Annotated in this window: 12 protein-coding genes; 2 read left to right on the top strand and 10 right to left on the bottom strand. The window is 62.6% G+C overall.

Annotation, left to right across the window (positions count from 1 at the left end):
• Positions 1-7: 7 nt before the first annotated feature.
• Entirely contained in the window at positions 8-3,487 is a 3,480-nt protein-coding gene (locus L2Y96_RS00060) for a hybrid sensor histidine kinase/response regulator (protein ID WP_247330873.1), read from the bottom strand.
• A 44-nt stretch (positions 3,488-3,531) separates the two neighbouring features.
• Between L2Y96_RS00060 and L2Y96_RS00055 the strand changes: the two genes are divergently transcribed.
• Both L2Y96_RS00055 and L2Y96_RS00050 read left to right on the top strand, forming a co-directional pair.
• Positions 3,532-4,155 (top strand): 4'-phosphopantetheinyl transferase family protein, encoded by a 624-nt coding sequence (locus L2Y96_RS00055; RefSeq protein ID WP_247330871.1) that lies wholly within the window; start codon positions 3,532-3,534, stop codon positions 4,153-4,155.
• 141 nt (positions 4,156-4,296) lie between these two features.
• A complete protein-coding gene (locus tag L2Y96_RS00050; protein ID WP_247330869.1) occupies positions 4,297-5,040 on the top strand; it encodes a pyridoxine 5'-phosphate synthase in 744 nt (247 codons plus the stop codon).
• 94 nt (positions 5,041-5,134) lie between these two features.
• Here L2Y96_RS00050 and L2Y96_RS00045 read toward each other — a convergent pair whose 3' ends face one another.
• The 9 genes from L2Y96_RS00045 to dnaA all read right to left on the bottom strand — a co-directional run bounded on the left by L2Y96_RS00045 (position 5,135) and on the right by dnaA (position 15,591).
• Positions 5,135-5,542, bottom strand: coding sequence for an ExbD/TolR family protein (locus L2Y96_RS00045; RefSeq protein ID WP_247330867.1), 408 nt, complete (start codon positions 5,540-5,542; stop codon positions 5,135-5,137).
• A 5-nt stretch (positions 5,543-5,547) separates the two neighbouring features.
• Positions 5,548-5,967 (bottom strand): ExbD/TolR family protein, encoded by a 420-nt coding sequence (locus L2Y96_RS00040; RefSeq protein ID WP_247330866.1) that lies wholly within the window; start codon positions 5,965-5,967, stop codon positions 5,548-5,550.
• Positions 5,968-5,986: 19 nt separating this feature from the next.
• Positions 5,987-6,733: a MotA/TolQ/ExbB proton channel family protein gene (locus L2Y96_RS00035; protein ID WP_247330864.1), complete on the bottom strand. Its 747-nt coding sequence runs from the start codon at positions 6,731-6,733 to the stop codon at positions 5,987-5,989.
• A 54-nt stretch (positions 6,734-6,787) separates the two neighbouring features.
• Positions 6,788-7,390 (bottom strand): energy transducer TonB, encoded by a 603-nt coding sequence (locus tag L2Y96_RS00030; protein ID WP_425492491.1) that lies wholly within the window; start codon positions 7,388-7,390, stop codon positions 6,788-6,790.
• A gap of 252 nt (positions 7,391-7,642) precedes the next feature.
• Positions 7,643-8,941: a tetratricopeptide repeat protein gene (locus tag L2Y96_RS00025; RefSeq protein WP_247330860.1), complete on the bottom strand. Its 1,299-nt coding sequence runs from the start codon at positions 8,939-8,941 to the stop codon at positions 7,643-7,645.
• Between the two features lie 287 nt (positions 8,942-9,228).
• Positions 9,229-11,670, bottom strand: a complete 2,442-nt coding sequence (gyrB, locus tag L2Y96_RS00020; RefSeq protein ID WP_247330858.1) for a DNA topoisomerase (ATP-hydrolyzing) subunit B — start codon at positions 11,668-11,670, stop codon at positions 9,229-9,231.
• Between the two features lie 67 nt (positions 11,671-11,737).
• Positions 11,738-12,817, bottom strand: coding sequence for a DNA replication/repair protein RecF (recF, locus tag L2Y96_RS00015; RefSeq protein ID WP_247330856.1), 1,080 nt, complete (start codon positions 12,815-12,817; stop codon positions 11,738-11,740).
• A gap of 89 nt (positions 12,818-12,906) precedes the next feature.
• A complete protein-coding gene (dnaN, locus tag L2Y96_RS00010; RefSeq protein WP_247330854.1) occupies positions 12,907-14,007 on the bottom strand; it encodes a DNA polymerase III subunit beta in 1,101 nt (366 codons plus the stop codon).
• A gap of 213 nt (positions 14,008-14,220) precedes the next feature.
• Positions 14,221-15,591, bottom strand: coding sequence for a chromosomal replication initiator protein DnaA (gene dnaA / locus L2Y96_RS00005; protein ID WP_247330853.1), 1,371 nt, complete (start codon positions 15,589-15,591; stop codon positions 14,221-14,223).

Here is a 15,591-nt window from a genome sequence, read left to right as displayed (position 1 = left end):
GAGCGATTCAGGCGGCGTGCGTGCCGCTGCGCTTCGCGAGCGCGACCAGCATCGCGCGCAACGCCGCTGGCTTCACCGGTTTGTGCAGCAGGGGATAGCCCAACTCGCGCGCACGTTGCTTGAGCTCCGTACTGCCATCCGCCGTGACCATCGCGGCGGGCGGCATGGGGGTGATCTGGTCGGCGATGATCTGAAGCGCACCGAGGCCATCCATCGTTTCACTGAGGTGGTAGTCGGCGAGGATCAGGTCGACGTGCGTTTCGCGAAGTATCGTTAGCGCGGCGTCCACATCGATCGCGACACGGCAATCCACGCCCCAGCGGCCAAGCAACGCCTTCATGCCATCGAGGATCGTCTCGTCGTTATCCAGGCAGAGGACGGTGAGCGGGAGTTGTTCGCCACCAGGGCGGGCCACCGCGGCAACGCGTTTACGGGCGGTGGCTTCGGCGCGCGGCACGGTGATACTGAAGCAACTGCCATGGCTGACTCGCGAACGCAGGCCGAGGCGATGGCCGAGAATGCCGGAGAGACGATCGCAGATGGAGAGGCCGAGCCCCAGGCCTTTTTCGCCCCACGGCGATGGCCGGTCGATACGCTGGAACTCACCGAAGATGCGCGCCTGTTGTTCGGTCGCGATGCCCGGTCCGCTGTCCCAGACTTCGATCCGTACATCCTTTCCATCACGACGCACGCCGAGCACGGCGCCGCCTTCTCGCGTGTAGCGCAATGCGTTGGAGAGGAAGTTCGCTACGATGCGGCGGAGTAGTTGCGCGTCGGAACGAACAGCGACCGTGGTCGGTATGACATGGAGGGTGAGGCCACGCTGCTCGGCCACGACCGCGAATTGTTGCTTCAGCGAATCGAACAGATCGGCGAGTGCGAACGGCGCGACTTCCGGCCGATAGCTACCCGCATCGAGTCGCGACACATCGAGCAGCGCATCGAGAAGATCTTCCGCGGCGCGGAACGAGGCATCGATACGCTCGGCGAGTTGCGTCGCTTCGCCATCCAGGCCGGGGTGTTGGCGCAGTGCCGACGTAAACAGCCGCGCCGCGTTCAACGGCTGCAGCAAGTCATGGCTTGCTGCGGCAAGAAAGCGTGTCTTCGATGCGTTGGCGGCTTCCGCTTCGCGGCGGGCAATGGCCGTGGCATCAAGTGCCTGAGAGAGTTCCACCGTGCGATCCGAGACGCGCTGCTCGAGGGTCTCGTTGGCTTCGATCAGCGCAAGCTCGGCATGTTTGTATGCGGTCACATCGGTGAACGTCGTGACGAAACCACCACCGGGTAGCGCACGGCCACGCATTTCGATCACCGTGCCATCGGGACGCACGCGCTGGAAGAGGTGCGGCGAGCCCGCGCGCATGTACCGGATGCGCTTGCCTACGTGTTCGTCGACTTCACCTGGACCGCATTCGCCATGTTCCGCATTCCAGCGAATCAGGTCGGCGACGGGCAGGCCGACGTACACCATGCCCTCGGGGTAATCGAAGAGTTCGAGGTAGCGACGATTCCAGGCGACGAGACGCATGTCGCCGTCCACCACGCTGATACCCTGCGACACGTTCTCCAGCGTGGTCGAGAGCAGCTCGCGGTTGAAGCGAAGCTCCTGGGAGGCTTCATCCATCAGCGCCATGGCTTCGGCGATATCCAGACCGGTGCCGCTGAGCGCGCCCATCAGGATGCGACGCGCGCTGGCCGCGCCGACAGCGCTCGCCAGGAGGCGCTCGGTGAACTGGATCAGGGGGCGGTCGGCGGAGTCGGTGGGGGAGAGCGTCACACCGTGCCGCTGGCCGTACTCGTGAAACGCGCGCTGGGTGACGCGGTCGCCGACAATGCGGCCCGCGATTGTTCCGAGATCACGCACGGTAACGCGGCCACGCCAGTCGCCTGCACCCGTGACGCTGCGAACGAAGGGGTCAACAAACAATGCTGCGTGCAGTCGCTCGGCGACGCTCGGCCGGAAACGCAAGGAGATGAAGATGAGGCACGAGACGTTGATGAGCAACGACCAGAACGTCCCGTGCGTCACCGGATCCCAGCCGCTGAGATGGAACAGCTCGTTGGGTTTCAGCCAGGCGATGCCGAGCGGGCCGTTCTCGAGCCATGCGCCAGGCAGCCAGCCGGCGCGCGTCATGGCTGGCAGTAGCAGGGTGTAAGCCCAGGTCGTGAAGCCAGCGATGAGGCCGACGTACACGCCGACACGACTCGCACCGCGCCAGTACAGGGCGGACACGATGGCCGGTGCGAATTGAGCGACCGCGGCGAACGAGAGCAGGCCGGTGGCTGCCAGGTTTTCCGCATCTGCAATGATGCGGTAGTAGAAGTACGCCATGGCCGCGAGGCCAACGATGGCGATGCGGCGAATCGCGAGAACGAGATGCGAGACGTCGCCACGCTGTTCGAGGCCGAGGCTGCGTATCCGCAGCAATGCGGGCATGACCAGGTCGTTACTGATCATCGTGGCGAGTGCGACGGCAGCAACGATCACCATGCCCGTCGCCGCTGAGAAGCCGCCGATGAAAGCAATCAGAGCCATGCTCTGGTTGCCGAGGGCAATTGGAAGGTTAAGCACCCAGGCGTCTACATGGCGCGTGGTCACCGACGGCAGACCGAGGCCTGCACTGACGATCGGTAAGACGCCGACCGAGATAATCACCATGTAGATCGGGAAGAGCCAGCGCGCCTTGCGCAGATCACGTGGGTCTTCGCATTCGACCACGCCGATCTGGAACTGACGGGGGAGGCAAAACATCGCACAGAAAGCGAGAAGGGTCTGCGCGACGAAGCCGGGCGGCATGCTGCCTTGTTCGATCTGGCTGACCGGTGCGCGAATGGTTTCGACGATGCCTGGTCCGTGCAGCCACGCATACACGGCGATACCGACAAAGGCGAGGAGCTTCACCAGCGATTCGGCGGCCACGGCGAGCATCATGCCGTGATGGTGTTCCGTGGCGTCGATGTTGCGTGTGCCGAAGAGGATCGCAAAGACGGCGAGGAGGGCGGCGCACCAGAGCGCGGTGTCGCCGAACCACCAGCTCGAACCATCGCCGAGCACGCTGAACGACATCGCGACGGCTTTGAACTGCAGTGCGATGTACGGAATGATCGCGAAGACAGCGATGATGGCGACGAGCGCGGCGAGGCCGTGCGACTTGCCGAAGCGTGCGGCGATAAAGTCAGCGATGGAGGTGATGTTCCGCTCGCGAGCGACGAGCACCAGGCGCTCGATGAGGCCAAAACCGAGTACGAAGAGAAGCAGAGGGCCGAGATAGATCGGCAGATAGGCAAGGCCGGAACGGGCGGCCGTGCCGACCGCACCATAGAACGTCCAGGACGAGCAGTAGACGGCGAGCGCGAGGCTATACACCAGGGGCCGCAGGCGCGGCTGGCGAGGGTAGAGGGGGCGGCGGTCGCCCAGGTACGCGATGCCGAAAAGCAGGCCGACGTACAGCAAGGCCACCAGCAGCAAGAGCCAGCCTGCGATCACTTGTGGGGGTCCCTTTCAGACACGGGCTCAGGCTAGCATGGGCTATGTCTTTGCACGTCCCCAACCTGCCTGAAGCCGAGATCCACGTGTGGCAATTGCCATGGGATAGCGATGCGGCCTCGTCATCATCCATCCGCGACCTGCTAGCCGCCTACGCGGGGCCCGATGCCCCCGAGGTCGATCGAGGCGAACACGGTAAGCCGCTGTTCCGCGGCCAGGCGAGCATGCTCGGCTTTAGCTGGTCGCATAGCCGCGATACCGCGTTGTTCGCGGTAGGGCGGGGGCCTCTCGGCTTCGAGGTGGGCGTGGATGTCGAGCGGGTCCGGCCTCGGGTTCGCGCCATCGAGTTAGCACAGCGATTCTTTGCCCCGGCTGAGACCGAGTGGCTCAAGCGGTTCACGGGCGATGATCTGCTGGACGGGTTCCTCGCCCTGTGGACGGCCAAGGAGGCCGTGCTGAAGGCACATGGCGGCGGGTTGGTGTACGGCCTTCATCGTGTCGGCTTTGCGCCCGATGGTTATTACCTTGCCCCTGCGGATTTCGACGGCGACATCGGGCCGGCCAGCGCGTGGCAGGTCGGTAAGCTCGAGCTGGGCGAAGGGCTCGTAGGTTCCGTCGCATGGCGCGGAGAGAGCCGCTCCGTGCGCGTCTTCACATTTCCGGTTTGAACCTTTTCGGGCCGGGCCGTGTCTTACATGGCGTGTGTGTGTGAGCCGTGGAGTGCGCCACAGGGAGGTGGCGCGTTATGCTGGGACGACAGTCATTGCGCACGTCGCGCTTAGTGACGTGCGCACTTTTTTGGACCGTCGATGACCCTACTCAGCGTTAACCTGAACAAGATCGCCGTACTCCGCAATTCGCGTGGCGGCAACGAACCCGATATCGCCACCGCGGCCCATACCTGCATCGAAGCAGGTTGCGGCGGCCTCACGGTGCACCCCCGTCCCGATATGCGCCATGTCACGCCGGCCGATGTGCGTACTCTGGCGGGCCTGTTGCGTGGGCGCGTGGAATACAACATCGAAGGGAACCCGTTCGCCGGCGCACGCGGTGCGTATCCGGGGTTGATCGAGCTCTGCCGCGAAGTGAAGCCGACGCAGGTCACGCTCGTTCCCGATGGCGATGGCCAGATCACGTCCGATCACGGCTTTGACCTGACGAAGGACATCGAAACGCTAAAGCCCGTGGTGGCTGCGTTTCGCGAGATCGGTTGCCGTGTCAGCGTGTTCGTCGATGCCGGCGGGGAGGGGTTCGCCGACGCCGTCGCGATCGGTATCCAACGTATTGAGCTTTACACCGGTCCTTATGCCGCGGCATTTGAGGAAGGCGACGCGCGTGCGGAACTGGCTTCGTTCGCCGACACGGCTCGTCGTGCGCAGCAGGCGGGGCTCGCGGTGAATGCGGGGCACGATCTGAGCCAGGCGAATCTTGGAACGTTCAAGGCTGCAATTCCTGGCCTTGCCGAAGTGTCGATCGGGCATGCCTTGATTGGTGAGGCCTTGTACCAGGGGCTTTCGAATACGGTTCGCGCTTATCTCGATATCCTGAAGTAACACCGATCGCGCGCAAGCGCGCTCCAACCGACGCGCATAAAAAAACCCCGCCGTGAGGCGGGGTTTTTAGTCTTACCGGACAGACCGTGATCGATTACTGCGCGTTAACGAAGCCGATCTTGGTCAGGCCCTGGCCCTTAGCGTCAGCAAGCACGCGAGCCACGACCTCGTACTGAACCGCATCATCCGCGTCGATCTGCAGTTCCGGCTGGTTCGCCTGCGTCGCGATCACCGCGATCTGGGCGCGAAGGCCCAGCTCGTCAACCGGCGTATCGTTCCAATACAGCGAACCATCCTGGCGGATCTGCAGCCGGACGGGATCCGGCGGATTTTCTGGATTGACGATGTTCGGATTCGGCTGCGGAAGATCAATCTTGATCTTATTCGACAGCATCGGAGCCGTGATCATGAAGATGATCAGGAGCACCAGCATCACGTCGACGAGCGGCGTGACGTTGATGTCCGACATCGGGCCACCGGAATTACCTGAGCTGAATGCCATGTTCGTTACTCCCCCGCCTTGCCAGTCGCCATGAAGCCGACGTGGACCATACCGGCATCCTTGGCATCGCCAAGAATCTTCTTCACCACTTTGTATTCGGTGGTGCGGTCGGCACGGATCTGGAGCTCCGGCTGCGGCGACTTAGCCGCCGCAACCGCGAACTGGGCCTTCAGTTCAGCCTCGCTGACTTCACCGTCATTGAGGAAGTACGTACCGTCCGGCTTGACCGCGAGGTCCATCGGCTCGACCGGGGTGTCATCCTTAACGTTCGGATTAGCCTTCGGCAGATCGATCGCGACCTTATGGGACATCAGGGGTGCCGTGATCATGAAGATGATCAGCAGAACCAGCATCACGTCGACGAGCGGCGTGACGTTGATTTCTGACATCGGCCCACCGGAGTTGCCCCCGCTGCTCATAGCCATGGGTCAATTCCTCTAACGATTACTTCGTGCCTTCGACACGGGCGCCAGTGGCGAAGAAGTCGTGCAGGTCGTGCGCGAATTCGTCGAACTGGGCGTAGGTCAGGCGGTTCGAGCGCATGAAGAAGTTGTACGCAAGCACGGCCGGGATAGCGGTGAACAGACCGAAAGCGGTCATGATCAGAGCTTCACCGACGGGGCCAGCGACCTTATCCATCGAAGCCGAACCCGACGCGGCGATACCGATCAGCGCGTGGTAGATACCCCACACCGTACCGAGAAGACCGATGAACGGGGCCGACGAACCGACCGTGGCGAGCAGGGTCAGGCCGCCTTCGAGACGCAGGCTCTCGCGAGCCACGGCCTGGCGAAGGGCGCGATCGATGAATTCCGAACGCGACAGCGACTCGGCGAGGCGACCGCCAGCAGCCTGCTGGTGGTGAGCAACGGCCGAAGCGGCGTCGAGCGCGATCTTCGAGAACGGTTCGCCCTTCGGCTGCTCTTCGAGCATACGAATGGCTTCCTGGGTCGACGCGGTGTTCCAGAAGCCCTGGATCACCTTGTCGGCGCGCGAACGCACCAGGCTGTTACGGATGAAGTTGGCGACGATGAAGTACCACGAGAGCACGGACATCGCGACCAGCACCACGAACACGATCCAACCAAGGAAGTCGAAGTGGTGGATGAGGTGGTCGAAGCCCATCTGCTTGAGGGCGTCGGCATTGGAGTTACCTGGCGTAGCAGGCTGAGCGGAGGTGTCTTGCAACATAACGCTACCCTTGGGAAGTCAAGCGTGAACTTAAAAGTTGTAAGCGGTGGGGGCTTACAGCTGGTTTAGGTTGAACGTAACGGGGACACGTGCATAGCCTTCGACGGCCTGACCGCCTCGCTTGCCCGGGTTGAATCGCCAGTTCCTGGCCGCATCCTGCGCTGCCTTGTCCAGTTCGCGGAAACCGCTCGACTGGTCGACCTGGATGTCTTTCGGCGTACCGTCGACAGCCACGAGAACCAGAAGTACCACCGTACCTTCATGCCGCTGGCGAACCGCCTGCGGCGGATACTTTGGCGGGTTACGCTGACGGTACGACAGATTTTCGCTCGGCGCGATGTCCGCCGGCGGTGCAGGCGGCGCGGGAGGCGCCGGCGGCGGTGCCGGTTGGGCATTCGTGCTCGCCTCTTCAACAGCCGGCGGCGGCGGAGCCGGCGGCGGCGGTGTCGGCGGCGGCTTCACCTGCTGAATGATTTTCGGCGGCGGCTGCTTCGGGGGTTCCGGAGGCGGCGGCGGCGGCGGCGGGGGGGGCGGCGGCGGTTCGATGAAGTCGACCTGGACCACCTTGTCCGTCTTCTTCTCCTGCGACTGCGGCGGCGCCATAGGCGCGACCAGCAGCAGGAAAGCGAACGAGTGCAGCGCGATGGCTACTGCCAACGCACTTGTGCGCCCCCAACTGAACGGCGCTTGGCCGGTTGATTCGTTACTTGAGGCCATCAGTCACTATCAAGAGCTAATCAAGCGGAAGTGAGCCCGCTGCTTCCCGACGTCCAGCATGTTCACATGGCTTGAACGCGGTTTTTGCAAGCGGAAAAGAAGCAAGTTACACCAGCATATGGCGTTTGTATAGCGCCTGAAGGGAAGATTTATGGCAGGCCATAAGACCCCCTTCCGGCACTTTACAAGGCCTTACTGGTTACCTGCGGTTTTCAACCAGGCGTTGGCCTTGGCAGACGTTTCAGGATCCTGCGCCGCGAGCTTCATGTCCGCGATAGCACCCTGCTTGTTCTTCTGACCACGCTTGGCTTCCGCGCGCACCATGTAGGCCTGGCCCTTATGCTGCACGCCCTTGCTGATGGCGTCCGTCGCTGCCTTCTCGGCCGCGGCGTATTTGTTTTCCTGGAGGTTGACGCGGGCGAGCTTGAGCGCCGGCTCGCCGTTGGTCGCGACCTTGACCGCCTCGTTGAGCGCGGAGGTGGCGTTGGTCATGTCGTCAGCCGTGATGTACGAGTCGGCGATCAGGTTGTAGTTGTCGCCAGACTTCTGCACCACACCCTTGTCCATGCCTTCCTTGAGGATGGCAGCGGCCTTCTGGGCGTTGCCCTTCTGACGGGCTTCGTTGTTCTGGCCGTCGATCAGGTAGATCTTGGCGAAGTTCACGTACTGCTTCTCGTCCTTGATGGCGCCGGCGGTGTGCGCCTTCTCCATCAGGGCGATCGCTTCGGGATACTTCTGCGCCTGGATCAGCGACGAGGTGGCGTTGTTCAGCGCGGTGGCGTCGTTCGGATTCTTGGCGAGCTCATCCGAAGCCATCTGCGCGGCCTTGTCGCCCTGGCCGGTCTCCGAGTAGCTGGCCATCAGGATCTGGTCCCACGAAGCCTGCGGCTTCGCGTCCGGCATCGACTTCGCCTTGGTGATGGCGTTGATCGCGTCCTGGTACTTCTCGAGGCGGTAATCGATGTTGCCTTCGAGGCCGTACGAATCGGCCGTTTCCTTCTTACCCTGGTCGCGCCATTCGTGCAGCGACTGGAGCGCCGGAGCGTACTGCTCATCGGCCACGAGGAACTGGGTGTACATATACTTCAGCTGGAAGTAGGTGTCGTTCGGCATGACGCCGATATCGAGCGCCTGCTTCAGCGTGGTGATAGCGCCCTTCACGTCGCCATCGTTGTACTTCATGTTGGCGAGGCCCTGCAGGGCGAGCGCCTGGGCGTACTTGCTGCTCGTGCCCGAACCATCGGCGAGCGGCGTCAGGATCTTGATCGCGTTGTCCTTGTCACCGTTGTTCGCGGCGTCGAGGCCTTCGTTGATCGCCTTCTGATCCTTCTCGCTCTTCAGATCGAGCTTGGGTTCCGTGCGAGTGGCGTTCGGGTACAGCACTTCCTTCTTGGCATCGGCCGGCTTGTCTTTGGCACCGACTGCACCGCTGGTGAGAGAAAGTGCGATCGCCGTAGCGAGCGCCATCTTGTTGAAGAAACCCTGATTCATTGACGGACCTCGGTTGAAGGAGTCGACGCACCTTGCGGTGCTCCGGGGGACTTGAGAGGTTAACCCGATTTGATTCCTAAGAACAAGTCGCAGCGCGACAAAAATAAATAGTCAAAACAATGACTTGTTAGAAGAACGTTGGCGCTGACCAAAAAAGTGTGATTTTTGGCCCTTGAAAACGGGTTTTCGATCCACCCTACGCGGACGAACGTCGTGGATATGAAAACGCCCGACCGTCTCGCGACGGCCGGGCGTTTCGATCTAATTCGCCAGGTAACTGGACGGAATCAGATATCCAGGTTGGCAACCTTCAGCGCGTTCGACTCGATGAAGTCGCGACGCGGCTCGACCGCTTCGCCCATCAGCATCGAGAACATCTGGTCGGCGGCGACGGCATCTTCGATGCCGACCTGGAGCATGCGGCGCGTCTCCGGATTCACCGTGGTCTCCCACAGCTGCTCCGGATTCATTTCGCCCAGACCCTTAAAGCGCTGGATCGTACGGCCCTTCTTGGCTTCGTCCAGCAGCCAGGTGCGAACCTCGGAGAAGCTGTTCACGCCACGCGAGCCGTTGCCACGGCGGATGACGGCGCCCGGCTTCAGGCTGAGCTCGGCGAGCTGGCTCGCGATCGTCGCGATAGCGCGGAAATCGCTGCTGTTGAAGAACGCCTGGGTCATGATCCAGGTGTGGCTGAGGCCGTGCTGCATGCGCTCGACTTCGACGGCCGCGCCCTGCTCGTTCAACGCCGGGCGGAAGCGCAGCGCGTAGGTGGGCTTGCCGAGGCCACTCGCGCTCAGGCGCTTGGCGATGCCGTCGAGCCAGGCCTGCATGGCGTCGGCGTTGCTCCAGAAGCCCTCTTCCAGCGGCTTGTGTTCGATCATCGCTGTGAGCACGGACGTGTCGAAGCGGTGCGACATGCGTTCGATCTGGTCGAGCGCCGCCTGGTAGTCACGTAGGAGCTTCTCGAGGGTCTCGCCGCCGATGGCGGGGGCACCCTCTTCCGGCTCCAGCCCGGCGTTGTCGACCGCGCTCGAAATCAGGAAGTCGTTCAGGACGCTGTCGTCCTTGATGTACAGCTCCTGCTTGCCCTGCTTCACCTTGTAGAGCGGCGGCAGGCCGATGTACACGTGACCACGCTCGATCAGCTCGGGCATCTGGCGGTAGAAGAAGGTGAGCAGCAGCGTGCGGATGTGCGAACCGTCCACGTCAGCATCGGTCATGATGATGATGCGGTGGTAGCGCAGCTTGTCCGGGTTGTACTCCTCCTTGCCGATGCCGGTGCCGAGCGCCGTGATCAGCGTGCCGACTTCGGCCGAGGAGATCATCTTGTCGAAGCGAGCCTTCTCGACGTTGAGGATCTTGCCCTTGAGCGGCAGCACGGCCTGGGTACGGCGGTTGCGGCCCTGCTTGGCAGAGCCACCTGCGGAGTCACCCTCGACCAGGAACAGTTCGGAGAGCGCGGGATCCTTTTCCTGGCAATCAGCCAGCTTGCCCGGCAGGCCGGCGATATCCAGGGCGCCCTTGCGGCGAGTCATCTCGCGGGCCTTGCGGGCGGCCTCGCGGGCGCGAGCCGCGTCGACGGCCTTCGACGCGATGTTCTTGGCTTCGTTCGGGTTCTCGAGGAGGAATTCGGCGAGCTTGTCGTTGACGACCTGCTCCACCGCCGTCTTCACCTCGCTGGAAACCAGCTTGTCCTTGGTCTGCGACGAGAACTTCGGGTCCGGCACCTTCACCGAGAGCACGGCGATCATGCCTTCGCGCATGTCATCGCCCGAAAGCGCGACCTTGGCGTTCTTGGCGATCCCTTCCTTCTCGATGTAGTTCTGCAGCGTACGGGTCAGCGCCGCACGGAAGCCCGTGAGGTGCGTGCCGCCATCCCGCTGGGGGATATTGTTGGTGAAGCAGAACATCGTTTCCTGGTACGCGTCCGTCCACTGCATGGCCAGCTCGACGGTGATGCCGTCGGTGGCCGAGCTGAAGCTGATGACCGTCGGGTGCAGGGCCGTCTTGAGCTGGGCCAGATGCTGCACGAAGGACTTGATGCCGCCCTCGTACGCAAAGATGTCCTTGCGATCGTTGCGCTCGTCGACGAGCTCGATCGTGACGCCCGAGTTCAGGAACGCCAGCTCGCGGAGACGCTTCGCGAGGATGTCGTAGTGGAACTCGTTGTTGTTCGTGAAAGTGAGCTTGCTGGGCAGGAAACGGACCATCGTGCCGCGGCGGGTGGTGTCCGCGGTCGGGGCGATCGGGGCTACCGGGTCGCCGTGGGCGTATTCCTGGCTCCAGGTCTTGCCGTCACGCCAGATCGTGAGCCACAGCTTCTCGCTGAGCGCGTTCACGACCGAGACGCCGACGCCGTGCAGGCCGCCTGACACCTTGTACGAGTTCGCGTCGAACTTGCCGCCGGCGTGGAGGACGGTCATGACCACTTCGGCCGTGGACCTGCCCTCTTCCGGGTGGGTGTCCACGGGGATGCCACGGCCGTTATCGGCCACGCTGGCGGTGCCATCGTCGTGGATGGTCACAGTGACGTAGTCGCAGAAACCCGCCAGGGCTTCGTCGATGGCGTTATCCACCACCTCGAACACCATGTGGTGCAGGCCGGTGCCGTCATCCGTATCGCCGATGTACATGCCGGGGCGCTTACGGACGGCCTCGAGGCCCTTCAGGACCTTGATGCTGCCGGAGTCGTAGGCGTTCGAATTGGTCGGATCGAGAGGTTCGTTCATGCGAGGCCTGGTGATGACGCAGGAGGCTCCGGCGCGCGCACAGCGCAGCGCCAGGGCAGTCGGTCGATTATAGCAAAGCCGTCACGGCACCCTGTTCCACGTGGAACACAGTGACGGGCTGGTCGGAAAGAGCATGCGGAACCTCGGTGCCGGTCACCAACACCTGGACATCGCGGCCCATCAACTGGGCGACTACCCACTCTTGATGGGTACGATCGAGCTCCGAAGCAAGGTCGTCGAGGCAGACCACGGGCCATTCGCCGCGGATTTCCGCGTGGAGGGCGGCCTGGCCCAGCAGGCAGGCCAGCGCGCAGAGCTTTTCCTGGCCGCGCGATAGGTGTTCCCGGAGAGGGGCGTGCTCGAAAGCCACCGAAAAGTCGGCCCGATGGGGACCTGCAGTGGTGTGGCCCCGAGTGAGATCGCGATGGCGGCGCTCGGCCAGGGTGGAGGCGAGGTCGCTCGTCTCATCCCAGCCCGCCTTGTAGCGAACCGTGAACTCACCGAGCTCGGGCAGTACGTTGCTCATAAACGAGCGGATATGGGGAAGCAGGCGGTCGAGGTAGGTTTGCCTGTAGCTCGAAAGGGCTTCTCCTGAGGCTGCCAGCTCTGATTCCCAGGGTTCGATGAGACCGGGGTCCAACGGGCCCCCATTGCGAAGGAGTGCGTTCCGCTGCTTCAGCGCGCGCTGATAGCGGCGCCACTGATTCACGAACCCATGTTCCACGTGGAACAAACCCCAATCCAGGAACTGGCGGCGCTCTTCCGACCCACCGGCGATCAGGTCGTGCGAGCCCGGCTCAAAGCAGACCACGGCACATTCCTGGACAAGCGCACCGAGCGAGACGGCGTCACCATCGACCCGTGCCTGCCAACGGCCACTTTCACGGCCCAGACCGAGACGCCTCGTACGACCCTCGCCAGAGCTGACCTCGGCAAACACCGAAAGCGCCGCACTGCCCCGCTTCAGGAGTACATCCCGCGAACCGGCTCGAAACGACCGTCCATGCGAGAGCAAATAGGCGGCCTCGAGCACACTCGTCTTTCCGGCGCCGTTGGCGCCCACGAAAACACTGATCCCGGGTGCCGGCGTGATGGAAACCCCTTCCAGGCAGCGCAGGCCAGCGATTCGCAGCGACTCGAACTTCATTCCCTGCCTTTATCCCATGCCAAAACGAAAGACGCCGGGGTGTCGAAGACATCCCCGGCGTCATGGCCGAACTTTACCGCCTCAGGTGGTCAGAGGCGAAGCGGCATCACCACATGGCGAGCTTCATCGTTGCCCTCTTCCTGCAGCAAGCAGCTCGACTGGGCGTCACGCAGGTTCAGACGAACCTTCTCGCCACGCAGTGCGCCGAGCGCATCGAGCAGGTAGCCCACGTTGAAGCCCACGGCCAGGTCGCTGACGCTGGTCTCGGCTTCGACTTCTTCCTGGGCTTCTTCCTGCTCTGGGTTGTGCGCCACGATCTTGATGTGGCCCGGCTGCAGTTCCAGCTTCACACCGCGGTACTTCTCGTTCGAGAGAATCGCGGCGCGCTGCAGGGCGCTACGCAGCACGTCGCGCTCGATCGTCGCCGTCTTGTCGGCACCAAGCGGGATGACCGCTTCGTAATCCGGGAAACGGCCGTCGATGAGCTTCGAAGTGAACCGCACGCCACCGCGGCTAACACGCAGGTGGTTCCGACCGAACTCGAGCTCCACCTGGCCCTCGCCCGATTCGAACAAGCCAATCAGCTCGTTTACGCCCTTGCGGGGAATGATGATCTGGCGACGCGCCGTAACCGAACTTTCTAGACGGGTTTCCTTAAGCGCCAGGCGATGGCCATCGGTCGCCACGCAACGCAGGGTGTGTTCCTGCAGATCGAGCAGCATGCCGTTGAGGTAATAGCGCACATCCTGGTTCGCCATGGCGAACGCGGTGCGCTCCATCAGATCGCGCAGCACTTCTTCCGGCAGCGACACTCTCTCAACCAGTTCGATTTCATCGACGGTCGGGAATTCCGTGGCGGGCAGCGTGGCCAGCGTAAAGCGGCTGCGGCCAGCGTTGAGCGCGATACGGTCGCCGTTGAGCTTCAGATCGATCTTCGCGCCATCGGGCAATGCGCGAACGATATCGAACAGCTTGCGGGCGGGAATGGTGATCTCGCCTTCCTGCACAGCGTCGGCGGCAGTGGTTGCCACCATCTCGACTTCGAGATCCGTGCCGGTAAAGGAAACATTGCTACCGGAGGCGCGCACCAGGAGGTTGGCCAACACGGGCAGCGTCTGTCGGCGTTCAACGACGCCCACGACCTGCTGCAGGGGTTTGAGCAGTACTTCCCTCTGGATGCTGAATTGCATGCGTCCCCTACTCCTGCTTTTAAGGTTTTAAAGATTTTATAGTGGTTGTTGTTAGGCCGGTGGATATCTTGAAAACTAAGATTTCGTCTTACTTTTCAATGTGTTGCTACTTGATATCAACTGGCTTGAGCTGGCGGTTTCATGTGGGCGCATTGTGGATAACTTTGAGGTCTGGAACTGTCCTCAGGTCACCCACGTATTATCCACAGGTTCTCAGCCCGTCAAGATACGGATGAGCTGTTCCCAATCCTGTCGCATACGCACATCTTTCTCACAGAAACCGCGGATGGTCCGGCAGGCGTGGAGCACCGTCGTGTGGTCACGACCGCCAAAAGCCTCTCCAATCTCCGGGAGGCTGTGTTCGGTCAGTTCCTTGGACAGGGCCATGGCTACCTGCCGCGGACGCGCCAGGGAGCGCACACGGCGCTTGGAGAGCAGGTCGGACAGGCGGACCTGGTAGTAGTCCGCGACCGTCTTCTGGATGTTGGGCACCGTCACGGCCTGCGCATGGGTATTGAGCAGGTCGCGCAGGGTCTCTTCCGCGAAGTCCGTGGTGATATCGCGACGGTAGAAGTTGGCACGCGCCGCCAGCGTGTTGAGCGCACCCTCAAGATCACGCACGTTGGAGCGGATGCGGCGCGCGAGCAGCATCGCGACGTCCTCCGAGAGCGCCATGTCCTTGTCAGCGGCCTTGGAGAGCAGGATCGCCGCGCGCGTTTCGAAATCGGGCGGCTCGATAGCCACCGACAGACCCCAACCCAGGCGCGACTTCAAGCGCGGCTCGAGCTTGTCCAGCTCCTTCGGGTAGCGGTCACACGTCAGGATGATCTGCTGCTTCGCTTCGAACAGCGCATTGAACGTGTGGAAGAACTCTTCCTGCGTGGTGTCCTTGCCGGCGAAGAACTGGATGTCATCGATCAACAGCGCGTCCACCGAACGGAAGCGGCGCTTGAAGTCATCCATGTTCTTCTGCTGCAGCGCTTTCACCATGCCGCTGACGAACTGTTCCGAACGCAGGTAGAGCACCTTCGCTTCCGGATTGTTTTGCAGCAGGAGGTTGCCGGCCGCATGCATAAGATGCGTCTTACCGAGACCGGTGCCGCCATAGAGCAGGAGCGGGTTGTACGCACGGCCGGGATTCATCGCGACCTGCATCGCCGCTGCCTTGCCCAGCTGGTTCGACTTGCCTTCCACGAACGTCTCGAACGTGTAGTGCGGGTCCAGGTTGTGCTGGTGGGGCGGTTCGGGCGCGGCGGGTGCGTGCACCGCAGGCGCGGCAGCGGACGACGGCGCAGGTGCGCTCACCGCGACAGACGACGCGGGGCGTGCGGGTGCCGGCCGTGCGCCATGCGAACCGACTTCCAGGCGAACGGGCAGGGGATGGCCAGCCAGGTGCTGGATGATCGCCTCGATCCGTGCCAGGAACTGGCTGCGCACCGTATCCAGCGAATACGGGTTGGGCGCGTACAGGTACAGGCCCGTGCCGTCCTCCCTGGCCTGCAAGGGCATGAGCCAGGTATGGACGTCTTCGGGGCTCAATTCGCCATCAAGACGCTCAAGACAGCGCCTCCAGAGATCACTCAT

Origin of the sequence: Luteibacter aegosomaticola, from assembly GCF_023078475.1 — a bacterium.
Taxonomy (GTDB): Bacteria; Pseudomonadota; Gammaproteobacteria; order Xanthomonadales; family Rhodanobacteraceae; genus Luteibacter; species Luteibacter aegosomaticola.
The sequence above is the reverse complement of the archived record's forward strand: the minus strand, read 5'-3'. Positions and strand labels throughout refer to the sequence as shown.

Excerpts from the sequence above, each read along its gene's own strand:
- L2Y96_RS00055 (WP_247330871.1), top strand. The coding sequence starts at position 3,532 with ATGTCTTTGCACGTCCCCAACCTGCCTGAAGCCGAGATCCACGTGTGG.
- L2Y96_RS00050 (WP_247330869.1), top strand. The coding sequence starts at position 4,297 with ATGACCCTACTCAGCGTTAACCTGAACAAGATCGCCGTACTCCGCAAT.
- L2Y96_RS00045 (WP_247330867.1), bottom strand. The coding sequence starts at position 5,542 with ATGGCATTCAGCTCAGGTAATTCCGGTGGCCCGATGTCGGACATCAAC.
- L2Y96_RS00040 (WP_247330866.1), bottom strand. The coding sequence starts at position 5,967 with ATGGCTATGAGCAGCGGGGGCAACTCCGGTGGGCCGATGTCAGAAATC.
- L2Y96_RS00035 (WP_247330864.1), bottom strand. The coding sequence starts at position 6,733 with ATGTTGCAAGACACCTCCGCTCAGCCTGCTACGCCAGGTAACTCCAAT.
- L2Y96_RS00025 (WP_247330860.1), bottom strand. The coding sequence starts at position 8,941 with ATGAATCAGGGTTTCTTCAACAAGATGGCGCTCGCTACGGCGATCGCA.
- gyrB (WP_247330858.1), bottom strand. The coding sequence starts at position 11,670 with ATGAACGAACCTCTCGATCCGACCAATTCGAACGCCTACGACTCCGGC.
- recF (WP_247330856.1), bottom strand. The coding sequence starts at position 12,817 with ATGAAGTTCGAGTCGCTGCGAATCGCTGGCCTGCGCTGCCTGGAAGGG.
- dnaN (WP_247330854.1), bottom strand. The coding sequence starts at position 14,007 with ATGCAATTCAGCATCCAGAGGGAAGTACTGCTCAAACCCCTGCAGCAG.
- dnaA (WP_247330853.1), bottom strand. The coding sequence starts at position 15,591 with ATGAGTGATCTCTGGAGGCGCTGTCTTGAGCGTCTTGATGGCGAATTG.